Raw genomic sequence first — 21,351 nt, 5'->3', positions numbered from 1 at the left:
TGGGCTCGGGGGTGGTGATGGTGATAGAGGCTGGAATCAGGCCTGCTTGAGGTCGGCCTGCACCTGGGCCGGCAGCACCTGGGCATAGAGACCGAAGCCGCTGGCCACCTTGATGTAGGCCTTGCTCAGCTTGTTGGCGTCCTGCAGGCGGGCGGCTTCATCGAGCTCAGCCAGAGCTTCCTTGAGGGCGTCGGCGCGCTTGTTGGCCTCGGGGCGCTCTGCGGGGAGCAGGCGCTGGTTGATGTAGAGCATCTCGCGGCCCACTTCCTGCATCGGGCCGTGGATGAGGTTGCGGGTAAAGGTCCAGTCGCGCTCGTTCACCAGCGTGGCGAGCTCGGGCAGGCGGTCGCGGGCCGCGAGGAAGCCCTCGGCCTGGCGTTCGATCACAGCGATGTCGTCGGCGCTGAGGGTGGGGGCCTTCGCCTTGCCGCCGCTGCAGGCGGTGAGGCCGAAGCTCAGCACCAGAGCCAGAGCCACCAGGGCCAGGCTGCGCAGGGCGGATGCAAACCGGGTGGTCAGCGCGGACATCGACTGAGCAGCCATGACGTTGGAGCTTGATTGCGGGACTTTACCCAGGGCTTTTCGCCTTGAAGCGCCCCGATGGCGAGCTGCAACGGGCCGTGGCCAGCAGGCCGGCAGAATTCAGCTTTTCCAGGGCTGCGCCCCGCCTCGCCATGACGGCTGCCACGGCCATCCTTCAGATGATCTGCCCGGATCAGCCAGGCCTGGTGCGTGAGCTGTCCGGTTGGGTGGCGGGTAATGGCGGCAACATCGTGCACGCCGATCACCACAGTGATCAGGGAGCTGGGCTGTTCCTGAGCCGCATTGAGTGGCAGCTCGAGGGTTTCGGCCTGCCCCGCGAGGCGATTGCTCCGGCCGCGGCGGCGCTGGCTGAGCGGCTCCACGGCGAGCAGACCGTCACCTTCTCCGATGAGAAGCCTGCCGTCGCGATCTTTGTGAGCAAGCAGGATCACTGCCTGCTGGATCTTCTCTGGCGTGTGCGCACCGGCGAGTTGCCGATGCGGGTGCCGCTGGTGATCGCCAACCACCCCGATCTGGGCTCGATCGCCGAGGAGTTCGGCGCCTGCTTCGAGCATGTGCCGATCAGCAATGCCAACCGCGAGGAGGCGGAGGCCCGCCACCTGGAGCTGCTGGCGGAGCACGGCATCGAGCTGGTGATCCTGGCCAAGTACATGCAGGTGCTGACGCCGCGTTTTCTGGCGGTCTTTGATCCCCCGGATGCCTTCCACCGGGTGATCAACATCCACCACTCCTTCCTGCCTGCCTTTATGGGCGCCCAGCCGTATCACCGGGCCTGGGAGCGGGGCGTGAAGTTGATCGGTGCCACCGGCCACTACGTGACCGACGAGCTGGATGCCGGTCCGATCATTGCCCAGTCGACCGTCAACGTGAGCCACCGCGATGAAGTGGAGGATCTGATCCGCAAGGGCCGCGATACCGAACGCCTGGCGCTGGCTCGGGCGGTGCGGCTGCACTTGAAGCGTCAGGTGATGGTGTATCGCGGTCGCACGGCGGTGTTCGAGTGAGCGGGGCTGCCTTGCGCGCCCGGTTGGATGCCCACCGGCCGCCTGAGGCGGACCTGTGGGGCTGGCGTTGTTTTCAGCTCGGGGTGTTCGTGTTGCCCGCCAGCGCGCTCTTCGCCGCGATCCTGCTGCTGGTACCGCTGATTCAGGGCAGCCGCCGGCGCAGCCCCTGGTGGCATGACCGGGTCAACGGCGTGTTGGCGCTGGTGGCGGCCTTGATGCTGGCAGGGGCGGCCATGGCCTCATTGCGCAGCCAGGCCTTGCCCAGCTATGCCCCGTCCCTCGCCTGGGTGGGACTGTTCAACTGGGTGCCCCTGTTTTGGGGGTTCTGGGCGTTCCAGCCCTACGTGGCCGATGCGGCGGCGCGGCGCCGGGTGGCCCTGGCGCTGGTGGCCGGCACCGTGCCTGTGGTGGTGACTGGCCTGGGGCAGCTCTGGCTGGGCTGGCAGGGGCCCTGGCAAATCCTCGGTGGGGCTGTGATCTGGCATCTGCAGGAGGGGGGCCGCCCGGAAGGGCGCCTCTCCGGCCTGTTCGATTACGCCAACATCACAGCCGCCTGGCTGTCGCTGAGCTGGCCGCTGCTGCTGGCGGCGCTGTTGGCCTGCGCTCGTCGCTGGCGGCAAGGGCTGGCCGGCAGTGGCTGGCGCCTGCTGGTGGTGCTGGCTCTGGCGGCTGCCCAGGTGGCGGCCCTCTATCTCACCGATTCCCGCAACGCCTGGGGGGCGATGTTGCTGGCGGTGCCGCTGGTGGCGGGGCCTGGCAGTTGGCTATGGCTGCTGCCGCTCCTGCTGTTGGCGCTCCTACCCGTGGCCCTGGCCACCCTGCCGGGGGTGCCTGCGGTGTTGCAGGATCCCGCCCGTGCCCTGGTGCCGCAGTCGGTCTGGGGGCGCCTCAACGATCTGAACTATCAAAGCCAGCGCAAGCTGGCCTCCCTGCGCATCACCCAATGGAGCGTGGCAGCCGGGCTGATCGCGGAGCGCCCCTGGCTGGGCTGGGGCTCTGCCGCATTCAGCGTGATCTATCCCCTGCGCACCGGCCGCTGGCATGGCCACCCCCACAACATCGCCTTCGATCTGGCGGTGAGCTTCGGATTGCCCGTGGCGCTCCTGGTGGTGGGACTGGTGCTGTGGCTGCTGGTTCGCGGCCTGCGCCAGGGGATGGCCACTGGGCCGGTGTTCGAGCGGGCCTGGTGGGCCTCAGTCCTGGTGGTGGCGGTGTTGCACGCCAGCGACATCCCGATGTACGACAGCCGCCTCAACATCGCCGGTTGGATCCTCTTGGCAGGGTTGCGCTGCTGGGCCTTCAGGCCAGCGCCTCCTGCTGGTGCTTGAGCAGGGTGGTTTTTGGCAGCGGTCCCTCGAGGTGCTCCCAGGGCAAGACCCGCTCGGCATTCCAGCTGGCATGAATCACCTCGTCCCAGGGGGGCGGGAGGGGCGCTGATCCGGAGGGTGTATCGCCCTCTCGCACGGCGCGGTAGGCCTGTTTCCACCCCCCCAAGCTTTCGTGGCGGCCGCGGGCGGCGGCGATCACCGGGGCCAGGCGCCTGTCGCTTCGGGACAACAGCGCTTGGATCACGCTCCAGCCATAGCTCTCGGGCCGCAGTTCGATTCCTTTGGGTTTGAGCCGTTTAGCCAGCAGCTTCAGCCGTTTCTCCGCCTCCGGTCGCACCCCCTGCCATTGGAAGGGGGTGTGGGCCTTGGGCACGAAGGTGCTCACCCCCAGGCTGAGGCGCAAGCCGGGTGTGGCTTTCTTCAGGGCCAGCAGCAGCTCGGCTGTGGCCTCTACGTCAGCGTCGACTTCGGTGGGCAGGCCCACCATTCCGTAGAGCTTCAGGCCCGTGAGTCCGCCTTCTTTGGCGTAGCGAGCGGCGGCGTGGATCTCATCGGTGGCGAGCTTTTTGTTCACCACCTCCCGCATCCGTTCACTGCCGCTTTCGATGGCGATCGTGAGCGATTTGCTGCCGCGCTTGGCCAGGATTCGACCCAGCTCCGGGGTGACCGTGGCGGCGCGCACGGAGCTCACGCTCACCCGGGTGCCCTCGAAGCGCTCGCCATCCAGCCACTGCAGCAGGTCGCCGAACTGGGGGTGTTGGGTCACCGAGGCGCCGAGCAGCCCGAGGCGTTGGGTTGCGCTAAGACCCTTTTCCACGGCAGGGATCAGGCCGTCGTCGAGGCTTGGGGTGCGGAAGGGCAGGGTGAGGTAGCTCGCCAGGCAAAAGCGGCAGAGCTCCGGGCAGCTGCGCACCACCTCCACCATGTGGATCGAAGGCCAGGCCGCCTCCGGCGTGATCACCGTGGAGTGGCTGAGGGTGTTGCCGCGCCAGGTTTGTTTCGCCACCGTGGCGGGGACGCCTGGCTCGATGGGCTCCACGGCCAGCAGTTCCCCCTCTGCGCCGTAGCGCGGCGCGTAGAGCGCCGGCACATACACGCCGGGCACCTGTGCGAGCTGCCGCAACCGCTCGGGCCGCGGTGCTGTGCGGCAGGCCTGCAAGGCATCGATGAAGGCGGGCAAGAGCAGTTCGCCATCCCCCAGCAGCACCGCATCAAAGAAGGGGGCCAGGGGTTCAGGGTTGGCGGTGAGCACCGGGCCGCCTCCAAACACGATCGGATCGTTGTCGCCACGCTCAGCGGCCCATAGGGGGATGCGCTGCTGCTCCAGTAGATCGAGCAGCACTGGCCCATCGAGCTCCCAGCTCAGCGACAGGCCGAACAGATCGCAGTGGCGGTGTGGCGGGTCCCCCTGGTCGGTGAACAAGCGGCGCACATCCACGTCGCTGCGTTGGGCCAGGGTGGCCCACACCACTTGATAACCAAGGCTGGTGATCCCCACCGTGTAGGTGCTGGGGAAGGCCAGCACCGCCCGCAGCGCTCCGGCGGCCGGGGCGGCGGGTTCAAACAGCAGGGTTTCCTGGTTCAGGAGGGGGTGTGGTTGTGTTGCTCCAGGCTCTCACCTGGCCGGTTTCATCTGCTCAACAGGGTTGGGTTGATGTGGCTGTTCAGGGTGAATCCACCTAGCGTTTTGAGAACCTGCAGCCTCGAATCGGATGCCCCGCCGTCCTCTGAAGGTCACATCCCCCTTTCAATACAACCCTGGCAATAGCTCAGGGGTTGTGACTTACCTTCAGGGGATCAAAGGCGGCGATCTTCCTGGCACCTATCTCTTGGTGGGTGCCAACAACTCACCCGGCCCAACGCCCGTGGGTTTGGTTTACCAGGGGCCGCTGGATGCGGTTGCTCGTGATGGGGTGAGTGGATCCGGCGTTTGGAGCACCGTGGCTGTTCCCGACAGCTTTGCTGCCGCTGGTACCAGCGTATATGGCCCCGACAATCTGGGGGCGGGCCAGGCCAATTTGGTGGGCGCCTACACCCGCAATCTCAACGGTGCGAGCCCCACACCGGAGGATCCCGCCATCGTTGGTTTTGCCTACACCGGCGCCGTGGATGGGTCGAGTGCAGATGGGTGGCGGAGCGTGCAGGGCATCACGCAGCTGGGTACGCCAGGCACATACACCTTTGTGCATTCGGTGGATGGTGGATTGGCGGTGGGGAATGCCGACAACGCTGATGTGGATGATCTCACTGGTTACTTCAGCTTGAGTTCCACCGCCTTCATTGTTGATCTCGAGACAGGTGCACAGACCCTGATTCGATATCCGGGGCAACGTGATCCCTTGGTGACCCACACCGCCTATGGCATCTGGGATAACGAAGACGGCACTTACACCATTGCTGGAGGCTCGGGTGAGCGGCTCAAGCGCGGTAACAGTCGTGTGGATTCGGGAGAGGCTTACTTGATTGATTACGACAGCGTCACGGGCCGATTCAGTCACTACACCAGCTTTGCCTATCGCAACCGTGAGCGCACAGATCTAATCAGCCATTTTGAGGGGATCTATCGCACGAAGAGGGGCGCTTATCGCTTGCCTGCCACCAGCGTGGCGTTGAACCGTAAAGGTGATGCAGCGATCGCTTCCGTTGTCACGGTGAAGCGCAACAAGCAAGGCGATTTCAAATCCGATGCCCATTGGCGTGATCTGAAGGTGACCCGCAGCAGTGACCAGGAGGCGAGTGTGCTCACAACGGCCAACTCACAATTTGGCCAGGTCACCGTGGGCTTCGCGAACTATCCCGATGGCAACGGCGGCCTGACACCCTTGGATTTTGTCGCCCAACCACCGCTGACCTGACGGCCGAGGCTGCCTTCAGCGTGATGGAAGCAAGGGCTTGAGGGTGCCCATCAGCTTCAGCTGGCGTTTGTAGATCGATTGCTCGTGCAGGATGCTCGCCATCACGGTGCTGGCGACGGCGCAAACCAGTAGCGGTTTCAGGATCAAAAGGTTCTTGGTGAGGGCAAACACCAGGAACACAGCTGTGATCGGTGTGCGCGAGCAGGCCGCGATGAAGGCAGCCATGCCAGCGAAGACAAACGTGGTGGGTGCATGGCCAGTGGCGGCCTCCGCCCACCCTGCGGCGATCAGTCCAAGTGCGCCACCCAAGGTGAGCATCGGAGCGAACAGGCCGCCAGGCGCCCCCGTGGAGGCGGCTAGGCCTGTGCCAAAGAACAGCAACGTAAAAATGCCTGCGGCTTTGCTTACATCCACGTGGCCATCGGCAATGGCGTGTTGCAGTGCCGCGGTGTTGCGGAAGTCGTCGGGCAGTGCGGCGTACACCAGCCCGATCATCAGGCCGCCCAGCATCATGCGCAGCACCAGTTGGTCGGGAAACCAACGCACGCCCAGTCGTTGCATCGTGACCACGTAGCGGCTGTAGAGCTCGGCCAGCAAGGCAACAGCCGCCCCCAAAACCACGAGATAAATCAGATCCAGAGGCATGAAGGTGAGATCGGGGTTGTACTCGCTCACCAGCCGAAAGCCTTCGTGTCCCATCCCAGCGGCCTTGCTGCCCATCCCGGCCAGGCCCATCAGATCGGCCCAGAAGCTGCCCAGGAACGCGGTGCTCATCACCAACAGAAGCAGCACGGGGCCGGATTGCCGCAACAGTTCTTCGATCGCATAGAAGAAGCCGCCCAGGGGGGCGTTGAACACGGCGGCAATCCCGGCGCCGCCTCCGGCGGCCACGATCACGCGCATCAGTGATGGCGGCGCTTTGAACCAGCGCGCCATCTGCCAGCCCACCGAGCTGCCCATCTGCACTGAGGGGCCTTCCGGCCCGAGGGGGAAGCCGCTGCCGATGGCCACGATGCCGGCCACGAGTTTCACTACGGCGACCCGCAGCTGCATGGGCACCCGTTGACGGGCCAGAAATCGCATCACGTGCGGGATGCCCGAGCCAGCGGCGGCAGGGGCTAACTGCTGCACCAGCAGACCCGACAAGGCACCGCCCATGGCGCCGAGCAACGGCAGCACCAGCCAGGGGCTGGCCACCTCCAGCAAGCGCAGCCGCCAGCTACCCAGCCAGCCCACGCCGGTTTTGAACAGCAAGCCGGTGACGGCCGCCCCCAGCGAAGTGACCAGCAGTGTGATGAACACGGCTGGCCAGCGCTGCTGAATCAGTCGCTCAAGGTTGCGGCTGGCCCTCCAGGCTTGAGGGTCCAGCGGGAGGCGGTTGCCGAGCAAGGACCGATCAGACCTCCGCCAGCACCTTGGCTTCCTGCTCCGCGCTCACCACACGACCGCTGTCTTCAAAACCTTCGATCTGATCGAAGTTGAGGTAGCGGTAGAGCTCGGCGCCGCGGGGATCGATCTTGGCGGCGGCAATCGCCAGGTATTGCTCCTTGCTGGGGATCCGGCCCAACTGGGCACACACCGCAGCGAGTTCAGCGCTGCCCAGGTACACCTGGGCGCCGTTGCCGAGGCGGTTGTTGAAGTTGCGGGTGCTGGTGGAGAACACGGTGGTGTTGTCTTCCACGCGGGCCTGGTTGCCCATGCAGAGCGAGCAGCCGGGCATCTCCATGCGGGAGCCTGCCTTCTCGAAGATGGCGTAGTAGCCCTCCTGCTTGAGCATCTCCTCATCCATGCGGGTGGGCGGGCACACCCAGAGGCGGGCGCTGTTCTCGCCCTGGCCCTCGAGCACCGTGGCGGCGGCGCGGTAGTGGCCGATGTTGGTCATGCAGGAGCCGATGAACACCTCATCGATGCGATCGCCCGCCACCTCGCTCAGGGTCTTCACGTTGTCGGGGTCGTTGGGGCAGGCCAGGATCGGCTCGGTGATCTCATCGAGGTTGATCTCGATCACCGCGGCGTACTCGGCGTCGGCGTCGGCCTCCATCAGCACCGGGTTGGCCAGCCAGGCCTCCATCGCCTTGATGCGGCGGGCCAGGGTGCGCTCATCGCTGTAGCCCCGGGCAATCATGTTTTTGAGCAGCGCCACGTTGCTGCGCAGGTATTCGCTCACGGTGTCCACCGAGAGCTTGATGGTGCTGCCGGCGCAGGAGCGCTCGGCGGTGGCATCGGTGAGCTCGAACGCCTGCTCGAGCTTCAGATTGGGCAATCCTTCGATCTCCATGATCCGGCCGCTGAAGATGTTTTTCTTGCCGGCCTTCTCCACGGTGAGCAGCCCCTGCTGGATCGCCACGTAGGGGATCGCGTTCACCACATCCCGCAGGGTTACGCCCGGCTGCAGGGAGCCGGAGAACTTCACCAGCACCGATTCGGGCATGTCGAGCGGCATGGCGCCGATGGCGGCCGCGAAGGCCACCAGGCCTGATCCGGCTGGGAAGGAGATGCCCAGGGGGAAGCGGGTGTGGCTGTCGCCGCCGGTGCCCACGGTGTCGGGCATCAGCATGCGGTTCAGCCAGCTGTGGATGATGCCGTCGCCGGGGCGCAGGGCCACGCCGCCGCGAGAGCTGATGAAGTCGGGCAGCTCGGCGTGGGTTTTGAGGTCCACCGGCTTTGGATAGGCCGCGGTGTGGCAGAAGCTCTGCATCACCAGATCGGCGGAGAAGCCCAGGCAGGCCAGCTCCTTCATCTCATCGCGGGTCATCGGCCCGGTGGTGTCCTGGGAGCCCACGGTGGTCATCAGCGGCTCGCAGCTGGTGCCGGGGCGCACACCCGCCAGGCCGCAGGCCTTGCCCACCATCTTTTGGGCCAGGGTGAAGCCCTTGCCGCTGTCGGCCGGGGCCGTGGGGCGGATGAACAGATCGCTGGCGGGGAGGCCCAGCTGGGCGCGCACTTTGTCGGTTAGCGAGCGGCCGATCAGCAGCGGGATGCGGCCGCCGGCGCGCACCTCATCGGTGATCGTGCTGGGCTTGAGCTCGAAGCGGGCCACGATCTCGCCAGCCTTCGCTTCACTGGCGGCGCGCTCGATCGTGCCGGCGTAGGGGCGGATCGTGATCACATCACCGCTGTTGAGGGCGGTCACGTCGCACTCGATCGGCAGGGCGCCGGAGTCTTCAGCGGTGTTGAAGAAGATCGGGGCGATCTTGCCGCCGAGCACCACGCCGCCGCTGCGCTTGTTGGGCACATGGGGGATGTCGGTGCCGGTGTGCCAGAGCACCGAGTTGATGGCGGATTTGCGGGAGCTGCCGGTGCCCACCACATCGCCCACGTAGGCCACGGGGTGGCCCTTCTGCTTCAGCTGGCTGATCAGCTCAAGGCCGCCGGGCATGCGGGTTTCCAGCATCGCCGTGGCGTGCAGGGGGATGTCGGGGCGGGTGGTGGCGTGGGTGGCCGGCGACAGATCGTCGGTGTTGGTTTCGCCCTCCACCTTGAACACCGTCACGGTGATCTCCGCGGGCAGCTCCGGCTTGGCGGTGAACCACTCGGCATTGGCCCAGCTGTCGATCACCCGCTTGGCGTAAGCGTTGCTGGAGGCCAGCTCCAGCACATCGTTGTAGGCGTCGTAAACGAGCAGGGTGCGGCTGAGGCCCGTGGCGGCGGCCTCGGCGATGGCGGTATCACTGCTCGAGAGCAGCTCGATCAGCGCGCCCACGTTGTAGCCGCCGATCATGGTGGCGAGCAGGTTCACCGCCTCCACAGGGCTCACCAGCGGGCTGGTGGTCTTGCCCTGGGCCACGGCGCTCAGCCAGTCAGCCTTCACGTAGGCGGCTTCATCCACACCGGGCGGGATGCGCTCGGAGAGCAGGTGCAGCAGGAAGGTCTCTTCTCCGGTGGGCGGTGCCTGCAGCAGCTCCGTGAGGTCCTGGCACTGGGCGGCTGTGAGCGGCAGGGCCGGGATTCCCAGGGCTTCACGTTCCGCAGCGGCGGCGCGGTACTCGGCAAGGAAGCTGCTGGCAACCATCGGCGTAAGGGGCCCCTGCGGACCTGACGAACTGTGACGTGACACCCATTGTTCTTTGCCGCCCTGCCTTGCTCTGGTGACAACGGCTGCAATCGGGCTTTTAGGCTTCCCTATCCCCCTGCCCCTGCGCGGCTGCCGGCATGATCTCCACCTCTGATCTCCACGTGGTGGAAACCAGGCCCCTGGTGGCGCCGGCGCTGCTGCACCGCGAGCTGCCCCTGGGTGATGGAGCGGCGGCCACGGTGCGTGAGGCGCGCGAGCGGATCAAGGCGATCCTCCGGGGCGACGACCAGCGCTTGCTAGTGATCGTCGGCCCCTGCTCGGTGCACGACGTGGACGCCGCCAAGGAGTATGCGGCCGCCATTGCCCAAGAGCACGAGCGCCACCGCGATCAGCTGGAGGTGGTGATGCGTGTGTATTTCGAGAAGCCCCGCACCACCGTGGGTTGGAAGGGCCTGATCAATGACCCCCACCTCGATGGCAGCTACGACATCAACACCGGCTTGAAGCTGGCCCGCGGCCTGCTGCTGCATCTGGCGGAGATGGGCCTACCGGCCGCTACGGAGCTGCTGGATCCGGTGGTGCCCCAGTACATCGCCGATCTGATCAGTTGGACTGCGATTGGTGCACGCACCACCGAGAGCCAGACCCACCGCGAAATGGCCTCGGGGCTCTCGATGCCGATCGGCTTTAAAAACGGCACCGATGGCAGCGCCAGCACCGCCATCAATGCGATGGAGGCTGCTGCACGCCCCCACCATTTCCTGGGCATCAACAAAGACGGCAGCGCCGCGATCGTGACCACCACCGGCAACCCCGATGGCCACCTGGTGCTGCGGGGCGGTAAGCAGGGCACCAATTTCCACACGGAAGCGATCGAAGCGGCGGCGGCGGCCCTGGAGAAAGACGGCCTGCCCGCACGGGTGATGGTGGATTGCAGCCACGGCAACTCCAACAAGGACTACCGCCGTCAGGGCGAGGTGGCCGCGGCGGTGGCGGAGCAGCTGCGCGCTGGCTCACGCCATGTGATGGGCGTGATGATCGAGAGCCATCTGGTGGCTGGTAACCAGAAGATCCCGGCGGATCTCTCGCAGCTCACTTACGGCCAGAGCATCACCGATGCCTGCATTGATCTCGGCGTGACCCGCGAGGTGCTGGCGGAACTGGCCGGGGCTGTTGCCCACGCTCAAGGCAAGGCTGTGGCTGCGGTTTGAGCCAGTGAAGAGATGAATTAGCACTCTCGTGTTGCGAGTGCTAATTCACTGTGAGTTTGCAAACTGTTTGAGCTGAACAGCGCTCCGGGGTGCGCTGGGTAGTGTTTGGAAAGACGCAATCAGGGGGTCTGCTGATGACCTATCTCCTGCAGTTTTGTGGCGTGTCTGATCCTTTGCAGCTCTTTTATCTCGAGCAGAGCAGTGTGAGCCAGGGGCCTGCCTTTGCTGGCTTTCGGCCGTTTCAACTGGATGCGTTGCTGGAGTGGGCGCTGGACACGGCTCAGGGGCGCGGTTGGGAGCGTGATCGCATCCACAGCACCGTGGTGGATGTGTGGCTGGAGCGTGCCGAAGCCATCCGCCAGTGGCAGCTGCGCTTGGTGGCGGAGCCCGATGATCGGCGCCTGGTGGCTGGCCTGGGCACACAGCACGACTGGGAGCGGCGTTGCGAAGCGATGCTGTTGGCCTGACGGTCTAGGTGGCCCAGTGCTGCCAGAGCAGGCCAGCGCTGAGGGGAACGCTGAGGTTGTCGAGGCCAAAGCCGCTGAGCTGCTCCAGGGCTGTGGCCACCAGGGCCATCCAGATCAGGTTGGGCAGGGCGGGGGCGGCCAGGCCCTGGCCGTGGGCCATCCACTGCAACACGATCAGCACCACCAGGGCGCCGCCGGCCATGGCCAGGGTGCCGGCCAGCGATTTCCCCTGACCGAGCACGCGCCAGCGGGGTGAGCGCAGCTGCGGTCCGATCAGGCCCGCCAGGCCATCGCCGATTGCCATTACCAGCACCCCCGCTGCCACCGCCAGCGGTTGAGCCGGCCAGAACAGCGCAAGCAAGATCGCGATCGAAGCGCCATAGGCGATCGTGCCGTAGCTATGGCGGCCCACATCTTCTACGGCGGGCAGCAGCCTGAAGCGGTGGTTGAGCGCTGTGGCCAAGGTGACGGCGATGGCGGCTGGCAGGGCCACCCCACGACCAATGCCGAGTGCCCAGGCCAGCAGCACCACCGGGCCAGTTCCGATGTGCACCACCTTGCGGCTCCATTCCCGCTGATCGGGGAAGTAATGGCGAACGGCGAGAGCGATGCTCACCACAACGGCGAGCCAAAGAAGCACAACGGCGATGCCGGTGAGCTGTTGAAAGAGAACCGAGGTCAACGGCGCGGGCTTAGGCAGCCTGCTGATAATTGGTCATCATGCGCAGCTTGAGGATGGCCTTGGCCTCCAGCTGGCGTACCCGCTCGCGGGAAACATTGATCTGCCGGCCGATCTCGGCCAGGGTGAGGGGTTCCTGGCCCTCGAGGCCGAAGCGCAGTTCGATGATCCGCCGCTCCCGCTCGTTGAGCTGGGAGAGCCAGGTGCCGAGATGCTCCTTCTGCAGGTTGCGGTCCATGGAATCCATGGACTCATTGCTGTTGGGATCGGCGATCAGTTCGCCCAGGGTGCTGCGGTCGTCGTCTCCGCGGGCATGGGCATCGAGGGAGGCGCAGGGGGCGCTCTGGGAGATCAGATCTTCGAGTTCTTCCGGCTGCATGCCCATGGCGTGGGCCAGCTCGAGCCGATTCGGTTGCCGGCCGAAGCGATGGGAGAGCTCTCGGGTGATGCGGCGCATCTTGGAGAGCTTCTCGCTCACGTGAATTGGCAGGCGGATGGTGCGGGCGCTGTTGTCGATGGCCCGGGTCATGCCCTGACGGATCCACCAATAGGCATAGGTGGAGAACTTGTAGCCCATGGCGGGATCGAATTTGTCGACCGCACGCTCCAGGCCGATGGCGCCTTCTTGCACCAGATCCAGCAGTTCGAGGCCTTGGTTCTGATATTTCTTCGCCACGCTCACCACCAGGCGCAGGTTGGCCGCCATCATGCGATCGCGGGCCCGGCAGCCCATGCGGATCTGGTGTTTTTGCCGCGGGGTGAGTTGATCGCTGGGCAGCTCCTGGAGCTGCTTCATCAGTTGCACGTGATGCGCCAGTTCGATCTCTTCAGCGGCGGTGAGCAGTGGCACCCGGCCGATGTTGCTCAGATACCAGCCGATCGAATCAGCACTGAGGCGACCTCCCTGACGTGATGCGCCATATCGAGGGGTTGATCTGTTGCTCGACGGCCCGGAAGCAGTGCTGTTGTTGGCGTCCATGGCGTTGAAATGGCGTTGAGGCCGGTGGCGGTGGGCTGGGCGGTGGAGCGTGGAGGAGATGTTTTGGAGCGGTGAGACATGCCCGCAGCCCCGATCTCACATTGATTTGGCCGGAATGTAGCACTTTTGCTAACTCGAGACTGCAGCGAATCGGAAGATTTACCGCAGCATTTTCATCGGTATTTCTTTCTGGTTGTATCGGTGATGACAGCTAGTTGTCGCTGCTGCTCAAGTTGCGGTGCCAGCCCTCAATTAAATCGGCTTGAACGGCCACGTTTTCCTCGTCGGGGATGCGCCGCACGAAACGGCCATCGGCCTGCATGTCCCAGGCGGTGCAGTTGTCGGCGAGATAGGCATCGATCAGGCGCAGCAGCTTCTGATGGAGGCCTGGATCTTCGATCGGAACCACGGCTTCCACGCGGCGGTCCAGGTTGCGGCCCATCCAGTCGGCACTGCCGATGAACATCTCGTGGTCGCCGCCATTGGCGAACCAGAAGAGACGTGAGTGCTCAAGAAAGCGACCGATCACGCTCGAGACGCGGATGTTGTCGCTCACGCCCTCCACCCCTGGACGCAGGCTGCACATGCCGCGCACCACCAGATCGATCTGCACGCCGGCCTGGGATGCTGCATAGAGCCTGGCGATGATCGCCGGATCCACCAGGGCGTTCATCTTGGCCTTGATCGAGGCAGGGCGTCCGGCCAGCGCATGTTCGGTTTCGCGCTCAATCAACTCCTGCATGCGTCGCCGCAGGGTTACAGGGGCCACGAGCAAGCGGCGGAATTCCTGCTGTTTGGAGAAGCCGGTGAGGTAGTTGAACAGCTCCGCTAGGTCCTGCCCCAGCTCAGGGCGTGCTGAGAGCAGCCCGAGATCGGTGTACAGGGTGGAGGTGCGGGAGTTGTAGTTGCCGGTGGCGATGTGGCAGTAGCTGCGAAGCCGTTCCTTTTCCTTGCGCACCACCAGGGTGATTTTGGTGTGGGTCTTGAGGCCGATCACCCCGTACACCACGTGAACGCCGGAGCGCTCCAGCTGCCGGGCCCACTGGATGTTGTTGTCCTCGTCAAAGCGGGCCTTGAGCTCCACCAGAGCCATCACCTGCTTGCCGTTTTCGGCGGCTCGGATCAGGGCGGCGATAATTGGGGAGTCTTTCGACACCCGGTAGAGCGTCATCTTGATGGCGAGCACCGAGGGATCGTCGGCGGCCTGATTGATGAACTCCTCCACGGAGGTGGAGAACAGATCGAAGGGGTGGTGCAGCAGCACATCCCCTCGGCGCAGCACCGAGAAGATGCTCTCGAATTCTTCGGCTTTGATCGAGCCGTCTTCCAGCAGGCTTTTTTGGGCGCGGGCCAGGGCGGCGGGGGTTCGGCCGCGATGGGGCTTGTCTTTGAGCTTGGGCAGCGGCACGCCCATCAGGCTCATCAGGTCGTCGAGACCCAGCGGCCCGTTGATGCGGTAGAGGTCCGCCGGTTCCACGCCGGTGCCCTCCAGCAGGAGATCCACCACGTCTTGTGGCATTTCGTCGGCGACTTCCAATCGCACCACTTCACCGCCCATGCGCCGCTTGCGCAGGCCCTGCTGCAGGGCCTCCATCAGATCGTCGGCCTCTAGATCGCGCAGCTCCAGGTCGGCGTCGCGGGTGACGCGGAAGAAGTAGTGCCCCTCCACGGTCATGCCGGGGAAGAGCAGTTGCAGGTTGAAGGCCACCACTTGCTCAAGGGGAACGGCCGTATAAATCGGAGTGGGTTCGTGGTCGCTCAGCTCCACGGGCAGTTGCACAAAGCGCGGCAGGTTTTTCTGCGGCACCTTCACCCGGGCGAACTGTTGTTGGCCTGATTCGGGATCACGAATCAGCGCCGCAATGTTGAGACTGAGGTTGCTGATGAAGGGGAAGGGATGGGCCGGGTCCACCGCCAGCGGGGTGAGGACCGGGAAGATGGCGTTTTGGAAGTAGGTGTTGATCCACTGCTGCTGCTTCTTGTTGAGCCTGGCGTAGTCGATCAGGTGCACGCCGGCTTCCGCCAGCTGGTGCTTGAGGTAGTGGCGGTAGTGGGCCTGCTGCTGGCTGAGCAGCGGTGCCAGTGCTTCGCGCACCTTGGCCAGCTGCTGGCTGGGGGTGAGGCCGTCGTCGCTGAGGCTTTGAACGCCCGCCTCGATCTGTGACTTCAACGAAGCCACACGCACCATGAAAAATTCGTCGAGGTTGTTGCTGAAAATGGCGCTGAATTTCGCCTGCTCCAGCAGTGGCGTGTGCTCGCTCAGCGCCTGGGCCAACACCCGCTGATTGAAGGCCACCCAGCTGAGCTCCCGGTTGATGTAAAGCTCCGGGGCTACTGCGGGTTCAGCCAATTCGGCACCAATCAACCTGTCGGTGCAAATTAGCAATCACACGGCGCTGTTTTGCGTGCGCTCCCCGCTTGACGGCAGGCCGCCTGCCACCAGCGACGCCACACCCACCAGCACGGCGATCCCCAGCCAGAAGGGGCTGCGCTGGCCCAGGAGGTCGTAGCTGAGGCCCGCGAGGGGTGGCCCGATGAAGCTGCCCAGGCTCTGCAGACCCTGCAGGCTGCCCAGGGCTGCGCCCTGACCGCTGTCGCCCAGCCGGCGCGACACCAGCGCCCGCAGGCTCGGGGTGACCAGGCCCGTGCCCAGGGCCAGGATCGCCACAGCGCTGAACACCACTGCGGCGGCGTTGTTGTTTCGGGCCAGGGGAATCAGCAGGCAGCCCACGATCACAAAGCCGAGGCCCGCCAGGGTGAGCCGGTATTCACCGAAGCGGTTGACCAGCGGGCCGATCAGGCCGCCCTGCACCACCGTGGCCACCACGCCCACCACCAGGAAGGCTGTTGTGGCCAGTCCAGGCCCCCAGTTGAACACCTGTTTGAAATAGAGCACCAGCACGGCGGTAAAGCCGTTGAATGCCAGAAAGAACAGGAAAAAGGCAGCGCAGAGGCGGCGGACCTGAGGGTTGGTGAACACCCGTTTGAGGGCCACCAAGGGATTGAGATCCCGTTTGCGCGGCATCGCCTGACGGGCTTCCGGCGGATGGGTTTCCGGCAGCACGGTGAGCACCAGCAGCAGGTTCATCACGGCAAAGCCGGTGGCGACCCACACCGGCAGGGTGACGTTGAAGCCCGCCAGCACCCCTCCGAAGGCGGGCCCGAGGATGAAGCCCAGGCCAAAAGCCACGCCGATCAAGCCGAAGGCTTTGGCTCGATTTTCCGGAGTGGAGATGTCGGCCAGCACGGCGCCAGCGGTGGCGGCGGTGCCGCCGCTCACACCATCGATCAGCCGCCCGCCAAACAGCAGCGCCAGAGGAATCAGGCTGCCGGCGGCCCAGGGGATGGCCTGCCAATCAATGCTGAGGGTGATGGCGAACAGCCCGAGCCCCAGCACGGACCCAGCGACGCAGGCGGCGATCACCGGTTTGCGGCCGTAGCGGTCGCTCAGGGCGCCGATCAGCGGTGTGAAGGCGAACTGGGCCAGGGCGTAGCTGCCCGCCAGCAGACCCAGGGTGCGGCCGTTGCTGGTGAAGCTCGCCAGCAGGAACGGCAGCAGCGGAAACACGATGCTCTCGCCCAGCCGGTCGTTGAGCAGCGTGACGAACGCGCAGAGGCTGGTGGAGGGGCGGCTCCAGCGCATGGGGATGGGCCCAGGTGTGGGCTCACCTTCCCATGCGGAATGCGGCGGTCAACGCAGGCGCTTGAGCAGTTGGCTCAGCAGCAGAGCAAAGCCGTTGCTGGTTGCACGGTGCTGGTTGTGCTGTTGGGGCGCGCTCATCACAAACCCACCCACCATCGAAATGGAGCCATTCCCACTTTTCACGAGCATGTTTCGACCTTCAGCGTGATCGGAAACGTAAAGGTGTTGTCCGGTTGGTTCCACCCTGTTCGGAAAGATTTTGGTTTTGCTCGGCCAGGTTGGTGATGCCGATCAGGATGGTGGCTTGATCCCTGCCGCTTCATCCATGCCGCCGGAGCCGCCACCCCTCTCGCTCACGCACCTCAAGGCCACGGGCGAGGTGCACATGGTGGAGGTGGGCGAACGGCCCAGCACGCGCAGGGAGGCGCGGGCCGAGGGATGCATCCACATGCGCCCGGAGGTGTTGGCGTTGGTGATGGAGGGCCGAGCGCCCAAAGGCGACGTGCTGGCCGTGGCCAGGGTGGCGGCGATCCAGGCGGCCAAGCGCACCTGGGAGTTGATTCCGCTGTGCCATCCGATTGCACTTAGCGGTGTGGAGGTGGTGATTGAGCCCAGCGCGGATGGCTCTGGGTTGCGGTTGGAGGCCAGTGCCCGCACCACCGGCAGCACCGGGGTGGAGATGGAGGCGCTCACGGCGGTGCAAGTGGGCCTGCTCACCCTTTACGACATGCTCAAATCCGCCGATCCGGCGATGACCATCAGCGGCGTGCGCTTGCTCAGCAAGAGCGGCGGTCGCCATGGCGACTGGCAGCGCGATGACTGAGCCCTACGGCCGCGAAGGGCTGCCGCTGGAGCAGGCCCGCCTTCAGATCCTCGAAGCGCTGCAACCCACGGGCCTCTCGGAAATGGTGCCGTTGTCCGTTGCCCTGGGGCGCATCACGGCCGGGGCTGTGCAGGCGGCTGCGGCCGTGCCCGGGTTTCGCGCCTCGATCATGGACGGCTACGCCATCGCCGGAAGCGAGCAGCCCCAGCCCGGTGCCCGTTGGCGTTTGGTTGGGGTTTCGGCAGCCGGTGCGCCCTTCGGCGCCAGGCTTGAGGGAGGTGAAGCGGTGCGCATCCTCACCGGCGCCGTGGTGCCGGAGGGCAGTGAACGGGTGTTGCCCCAGGAGTTGATGGCCGCTCAAGGCGATCAACTGGAGCTGCTGAAACCCTGCGGGCCGAACCCCTGGATTCGCTCCCCGCAGGAGGAAGCGGCCCCTGGCCAGGAGCTGGTGGCGGCTGGCCAGCGGTTGGGGGTGGCCGAGCTGGGGCGGCTGGCCAGTTGTGGGGTGCGCGAGCTCAGCGTGATGCGCCGGCCCCGGATTGGTCTGCTGATCAGCGGTGATGAGCTGCTGCCACCCGGTGAGGTGCGCGGGCCAGGCCAGATCTGGGAGAGCAATTCCGCGCTTCTCAGCGCGTTGCTGCAGCGGTTGGGATATGCGGTGGCGCAGCAGAGGGTGGTGGTGGATCAGCCGGAGCCCTTGCGCCAGGCCCTGCAGGAGTTGGCGGCGGATTGTGATGTGGTGGTGAGCACCGGCGGCGTGTCCGCCGGCGACAGCGACTGGATTCGCCCGCTTGTGGAAGAGCTGGGGCAGGTGCGCTTCTGGAAGCTGTTTCTCAAGCCCGGGCGGCCGTTTGCCTGGGGGCAGGTGGCAGGGGTGCCCTTCTTTGGGTTGCCGGGTAATCCGGTGGCTGCGGCGATCACGGCCTTGCAGCTGCTCTGGCCGGCGTTGCAAAAGCTGGAGGGCGCTGAGCCGGAGCCGTTGCCGCGGCTGAAGGTGCGCCTGGAGGCAGCCTTGCGCCGTGGTGCCGGCCGACCTGAACTGGCGCGGGCCCAGCTGGTGGTGGCGCCCGATGGTGGGCTCTGGGCCCGGGTGGAGGGATCGCAGGCCTCTTCGCGCATCGGCTCGTTATCCGGCGCTGATCTGCTGTTGGAGATCCCGGCGGAGCTGGGGGCCCTGGAGGCGGGTACAGAGCTGTGGGCGCAGCTGTTGCGGTTGCCGCTGCTCTGAGTTCACAACGGCGTGTTGCCGGTGATCCAGGTGCTGCGGCCATCGGCGTGCCACTCGCGTTTCCAGAAGGGTGCGTCGTGCTTCAGCGCTTCGAGCAGCTCCTGGCAACAGCGCTGGGCGGGGCCGCGGCGATCGGCGCCGATGGCCACCAGCACGATGGCTTCCCCCGGGAGCACGCGGCCGATGCGGTGCTGGATCAGGCAGCTGAGGGCGCCATGGCGCGCCATGCAGCCCTGGGCCAGCTGCTCCAGTTGTCGTTCGGTCATGCCGGGGTAGTGCTCGAGCTCGAGGGCCGCAAGGGCACCGCCATCGGCCGCTTCGCCGCGCACCCGGCCGATGAACAGGCTCTCGGCTGCGCTGGGGGTCTGTCCCCCGTTCAAGAGCTCCTGTTGCCACTGGGCCAAAGCCTCCAGGGGCTCGAACGCCGTGGTGTGAAGCGTGATGCGCAGCGGCATGGCTGTGGCCTCAGCCCCCACTGATGGGAGGCAGAAAGGCCAGCTCATCGCCGGGTTGAAGCGGGGTCTGCGGGTCGGCGAACTGGTGGTTGATGGCGATGCGCACGCTGCTCAAGGCACCTGGCAGTTGCAGGCTGTTCCAGAGGTGCTCGGGGGTGAGTGGTTCCTGCGCGGCTGCTGCTACGGGCACGTGCTGCTCAGCCCAGCCCGCCTGCTCCCTGAGCCCGGCGAACAAGCAAATGCGGATCCCGTTCGCCAGTGCTTCACCCATGGGGCCAACGCTAACCAGAGCCCCCGGCGGCTTCCTTGCCAGCATGGTGATCGCCTTCATGCCTGGTCTTGAGCCTCGCCATCGCTCTGCTCACGGTTTCCGACACGCGCACCCGGGCGGATGATCGCTCCGGTGATGCCCTGCAGCAGCGGCTTGAGGCGGGCGGCCACCGCTTGGTGGAGCGCCGCATCGTGCCCGATAACCGTTATCAGATTCGTGCCGAGCTGAGCCGTTGGATCGCCGATCCGGCCGTGCAGGTGGTGATCAGCAGCGGCGGCACAGGTTTGACAGGCCGCGATGGCACTCCCGAGGCGGTGGCGCCGCTACTCGACAAAACGATCGAGGGCTTTGGCGAGCTGTTTCGCGTGCTCTCCTTTGAAACGATCGGCACCAGCACGTTGCAAAGCCGCTGCCTGGCAGGCGTGGCCAATGGCACGGTGATTTTTGTGCTCCCCGGTTCGCTCGATGCGGTGGAAACCGCCTGGGATCGCTTGATTGCAGCCCAGCTCGATGCCTCCACGCGCCCCTGCAACCTGGTGCAATTGCTGCCGCGGCTCACGGAGCCGGCGGGATGAGGAGGCTGCGGCGCCTGCGCGTGGTGACTCGGCGGGAGCGGCGGAGGGGCCGGCGTTATCAGCCGCACTTTCAGCTCAATCAGATCGGGGTGACCTCCCTGGCGGCGTTGTGCGCGGTGTTGTTGCTGGGCCTGCTCTCGCTGTGGAGCGGACAGGTGTTGATTGCGGCCCCCTTGGGGGCCTCCTGCGTGCTCCTGTTTGGCTATCCAGCCACGCCTCTGGCGCAACCGCGCAACATCGTGCTGGGCAATGTGCTCGGTGCTCTGGTCGGGGTGGCTTTGGTGAGCGTGGCCGGGCAGGGGCCTGTGGTATCGGCGCTGGCCGTGGCCCTCACGATTGTTCTTTGCCAGCAGTTGCGCTGCTTGCATCCCCCCGCCGGTGGGATGGCGTTTCTGGCGGTTTACCTGAAGGTGGGCTGGGGCTTTTTGCTGTTTCCAGTTTTGAGCGGGTCGGTGTTGCTGGTGCTGCTGGCCTGGGGCTTCAGCCGTTGGGTGCCCGGGGCACAGCCCTACCCCCGCCACTGGTTGTGACGAGCGGTGTGATCGCAGCAGCTTTGGCTGTTGTGGCCTTCTTGTACGCCTGCGTTGGCCATGCCGGTGCGTCGGGCTACATCGCCGTTCTGGCGCTGGCCGGTTGGCCCGCTGAGCAGATCAAGCCGTTGGCGCTGCTGCTCAATACCCTGGTGGCAAGCGTGGGTTGTTGGAATTTCCTGCGGGCGGGTCACCTTCCCTGGCAGCGCCTTTGGCCGGTGTACGTGCTGGCGATTCCGGCTGCTTTTTTGGGCGGCTGGCTGGCGTTGCCGGCGCTGTGGTTTCGGCGGCTGGTGGGGGTTGTGTTGCTGCTGTCGGCCTGGCGGCTGGGGCGCCGTTTGCAGGATCCCCCGCTGCTTCAGGAGCCCAGGCCCGCTGTGTTGATGGCGGCCGGCGGGGTGTTGGGCTTGCTGGCCGGTCTCACTGGTACCGGTGGCGGGGTGTTTCTCACGCCGCTGCTGTTGCTCTGCCGCTGGTGCACCACCCGTCAGGCGGCGGCGGTGTCGGTGCTGTTCATCCTCGTGAACTCGATTGCAGGGCTGGCGGGATTGGCCTGGGCGGGCGCTTGGCCTGCAGGGGCCTTCGCCAGGCCGGATCTGCTGCTCTGGCTGGGAGTGGTGGTGCTGGCCGGCGGCCTGGGGTCGCGCCTGGGGAGTCGCCACTGGCCGGTGGCCTGGATTCGACGGGCCCTGGCGGCCGTGCTGCTGCTGGCGTCGTGGAAATTGCTCGGGCTCTGAGCTTCAGG

At 65.7% G+C, this 21,351-nt stretch carries 21 protein-coding genes; 10 read left to right on the top strand and 11 right to left on the bottom strand.

Translation table 11 applies throughout. The annotated features are described in order from the left end of the window. Positions 1 to 36 precede the first annotated feature (36 nt). Positions 37 to 528, bottom strand: a complete 492-nt coding sequence (psbQ, locus tag CB0101_RS08110) for a photosystem II protein PsbQ (protein ID WP_029552833.1) — start codon at positions 526 to 528, stop codon at positions 37 to 39. A gap of 146 nt (positions 529 to 674) precedes the next feature. Here psbQ and purU point away from each other — a divergent pair, with 146 nt between their 5' ends. Together purU and CB0101_RS08100 are read left to right on the top strand one after the other, a co-directional pair. Beyond that, positions 675 to 1,547 (top strand): formyltetrahydrofolate deformylase, encoded by an 873-nt coding sequence (gene purU, locus CB0101_RS08105; RefSeq protein WP_029552832.1) that lies wholly within the window; start codon positions 675 to 677, stop codon positions 1,545 to 1,547. After that, complete coding sequence (locus CB0101_RS08100) at positions 1,544 to 2,875, top strand: O-antigen ligase (RefSeq protein WP_010306076.1); 1,332 nt, start codon at positions 1,544 to 1,546, stop codon at positions 2,873 to 2,875. The genes purU and CB0101_RS08100 overlap by 4 nt, the downstream gene beginning before the upstream one ends. Here CB0101_RS08100 and CB0101_RS08095 read toward each other — a convergent pair. Continuing rightward, positions 2,847 to 4,400, bottom strand: coding sequence for a radical SAM protein (locus tag CB0101_RS08095; protein WP_010306073.1), 1,554 nt, complete (start codon positions 4,398 to 4,400; stop codon positions 2,847 to 2,849). The genes CB0101_RS08100 and CB0101_RS08095 overlap by 29 nt on opposite strands. Positions 4,401 to 4,653: 253 nt before the next feature. On the opposite strand from CB0101_RS08095, the gene CB0101_RS08090 reads away from it, so the two are divergent. Next, positions 4,654 to 5,730 (top strand): hypothetical protein, encoded by a 1,077-nt coding sequence (locus tag CB0101_RS08090; RefSeq protein WP_010306070.1) that lies wholly within the window; start codon positions 4,654 to 4,656, stop codon positions 5,728 to 5,730. Positions 5,731 to 5,745: 15 nt separating this feature from the next. Here CB0101_RS08090 and CB0101_RS08085 read toward each other — a convergent pair whose 3' ends face one another. Next, positions 5,746 to 7,119, bottom strand: coding sequence for a ClC family H(+)/Cl(-) exchange transporter (locus tag CB0101_RS08085; protein ID WP_010306069.1), 1,374 nt, complete (start codon positions 7,117 to 7,119; stop codon positions 5,746 to 5,748). A 7-nt stretch (positions 7,120 to 7,126) separates the two neighbouring features. Further along, positions 7,127 to 9,742 (bottom strand): bifunctional aconitate hydratase 2/2-methylisocitrate dehydratase, encoded by a 2,616-nt coding sequence (gene acnB, locus CB0101_RS08080; protein WP_010306066.1) that lies wholly within the window; start codon positions 9,740 to 9,742, stop codon positions 7,127 to 7,129. A 140-nt stretch (positions 9,743 to 9,882) separates the two neighbouring features. Between acnB and CB0101_RS08075 the strand changes: the two genes are divergently transcribed. Both CB0101_RS08075 and CB0101_RS08070 read left to right on the top strand, forming a co-directional pair. Beyond that, positions 9,883 to 10,956: a 3-deoxy-7-phosphoheptulonate synthase gene (locus CB0101_RS08075; RefSeq protein WP_010306061.1), complete on the top strand. Its 1,074-nt coding sequence runs from the start codon at positions 9,883 to 9,885 to the stop codon at positions 10,954 to 10,956. A 134-nt stretch (positions 10,957 to 11,090) separates the two neighbouring features. Continuing rightward, positions 11,091 to 11,423, top strand: a complete 333-nt coding sequence (locus CB0101_RS08070) for a hypothetical protein (RefSeq protein WP_010306057.1) — start codon at positions 11,091 to 11,093, stop codon at positions 11,421 to 11,423. Positions 11,424 to 11,427: 4 nt separating this feature from the next. Here CB0101_RS08070 and CB0101_RS08065 read toward each other — a convergent pair whose 3' ends face one another. From CB0101_RS08065 to CB0101_RS15390, 5 genes are all read right to left on the bottom strand, one after another. Further along, positions 11,428 to 12,105 carry a diacylglycerol/polyprenol kinase family protein gene (locus CB0101_RS08065; protein WP_010306053.1) on the bottom strand — a complete coding sequence of 226 codons (678 nt, stop codon included), beginning with the start codon at positions 12,103 to 12,105 and terminating at the stop codon, positions 11,428 to 11,430. A 10-nt stretch (positions 12,106 to 12,115) separates the two neighbouring features. After that, positions 12,116 to 13,081, bottom strand: a complete 966-nt coding sequence (locus CB0101_RS08060) for an RpoD/SigA family RNA polymerase sigma factor (RefSeq protein WP_010306049.1) — start codon at positions 13,079 to 13,081, stop codon at positions 12,116 to 12,118. A 211-nt stretch (positions 13,082 to 13,292) separates the two neighbouring features. Then, the gene (ppk1, locus tag CB0101_RS08055; protein ID WP_029552831.1) at positions 13,293 to 15,431 is read right to left on the bottom strand and encodes a polyphosphate kinase 1; all 2,139 of its coding nucleotides are present in this window, start codon (positions 15,429 to 15,431) and stop codon (positions 13,293 to 13,295) included. Positions 15,432 to 15,467: 36 nt separating this feature from the next. Continuing rightward, positions 15,468 to 16,724 carry a tetracycline resistance MFS efflux pump gene (locus tag CB0101_RS08050; RefSeq protein ID WP_010306041.1) on the bottom strand — a complete coding sequence of 419 codons (1,257 nt, stop codon included), beginning with the start codon at positions 16,722 to 16,724 and terminating at the stop codon, positions 15,468 to 15,470. Positions 16,725 to 16,772: 48 nt separating this feature from the next. Further along, a complete protein-coding gene (locus CB0101_RS15390) occupies positions 16,773 to 16,913 on the bottom strand; it encodes a hypothetical protein (RefSeq protein ID WP_010306037.1) in 141 nt (46 codons plus the stop codon). Between the two features lie 136 nt (positions 16,914 to 17,049). Here CB0101_RS15390 and moaC point away from each other — a divergent pair, with 136 nt between their 5' ends. Together moaC and CB0101_RS08040 are read left to right on the top strand one after the other, a co-directional pair. After that, positions 17,050 to 17,547 carry a cyclic pyranopterin monophosphate synthase MoaC gene (gene moaC, locus CB0101_RS08045; RefSeq protein ID WP_029552829.1) on the top strand — a complete coding sequence of 166 codons (498 nt, stop codon included), beginning with the start codon at positions 17,050 to 17,052 and terminating at the stop codon, positions 17,545 to 17,547. Continuing rightward, positions 17,540 to 18,775 carry a molybdopterin molybdotransferase MoeA gene (locus CB0101_RS08040; protein ID WP_010306027.1) on the top strand — a complete coding sequence of 412 codons (1,236 nt, stop codon included), beginning with the start codon at positions 17,540 to 17,542 and terminating at the stop codon, positions 18,773 to 18,775. Before moaC ends, CB0101_RS08040 begins: the two co-directional genes overlap by 8 nt. A 2-nt stretch (positions 18,776 to 18,777) precedes the next feature. On the opposite strand, the gene CB0101_RS08035 is transcribed toward CB0101_RS08040, so the two are convergent. Together CB0101_RS08035 and CB0101_RS08030 are read right to left on the bottom strand one after the other, a co-directional pair. Then, positions 18,778 to 19,230, bottom strand: coding sequence for a molybdenum cofactor biosynthesis protein MoaE (locus CB0101_RS08035; protein ID WP_010306023.1), 453 nt, complete (start codon positions 19,228 to 19,230; stop codon positions 18,778 to 18,780). 10 nt (positions 19,231 to 19,240) lie between these two features. Further along, the gene (locus tag CB0101_RS08030) at positions 19,241 to 19,501 is read right to left on the bottom strand and encodes a MoaD/ThiS family protein (RefSeq protein WP_029552827.1); all 261 of its coding nucleotides are present in this window, start codon (positions 19,499 to 19,501) and stop codon (positions 19,241 to 19,243) included. Between the two features lie 68 nt (positions 19,502 to 19,569). Here CB0101_RS08030 and moaB point away from each other — a divergent pair, with 68 nt between their 5' ends. Genes moaB through CB0101_RS08015 form a run of 3 tightly spaced genes read left to right on the top strand, consistent with a single transcriptional unit; the run spans position 19,570 to position 21,343 of the window. Then, positions 19,570 to 20,076 (top strand): molybdenum cofactor biosynthesis protein B, encoded by a 507-nt coding sequence (gene moaB, locus CB0101_RS08025; protein ID WP_010306016.1) that lies wholly within the window; start codon positions 19,570 to 19,572, stop codon positions 20,074 to 20,076. After that, positions 20,073 to 20,606 (top strand): HPP family protein, encoded by a 534-nt coding sequence (locus CB0101_RS08020; RefSeq protein WP_010306012.1) that lies wholly within the window; start codon positions 20,073 to 20,075, stop codon positions 20,604 to 20,606. The genes moaB and CB0101_RS08020 overlap by 4 nt, the downstream gene beginning before the upstream one ends. Next, positions 20,603 to 21,343, top strand: coding sequence for a sulfite exporter TauE/SafE family protein (locus CB0101_RS08015; protein ID WP_010306008.1), 741 nt, complete (start codon positions 20,603 to 20,605; stop codon positions 21,341 to 21,343). The genes CB0101_RS08020 and CB0101_RS08015 overlap by 4 nt, the downstream gene beginning before the upstream one ends. Positions 21,344 to 21,351: the final 8 nt, after the last annotated feature.

Source organism: Synechococcus sp. CB0101 (assembly GCF_000179235.2).
In the GTDB taxonomy this organism is placed as follows: domain Bacteria; phylum Cyanobacteriota; class Cyanobacteriia; order PCC-6307; family Cyanobiaceae; genus Vulcanococcus.
This window is presented reverse-complemented; position numbering and strand designations above follow the sequence as displayed.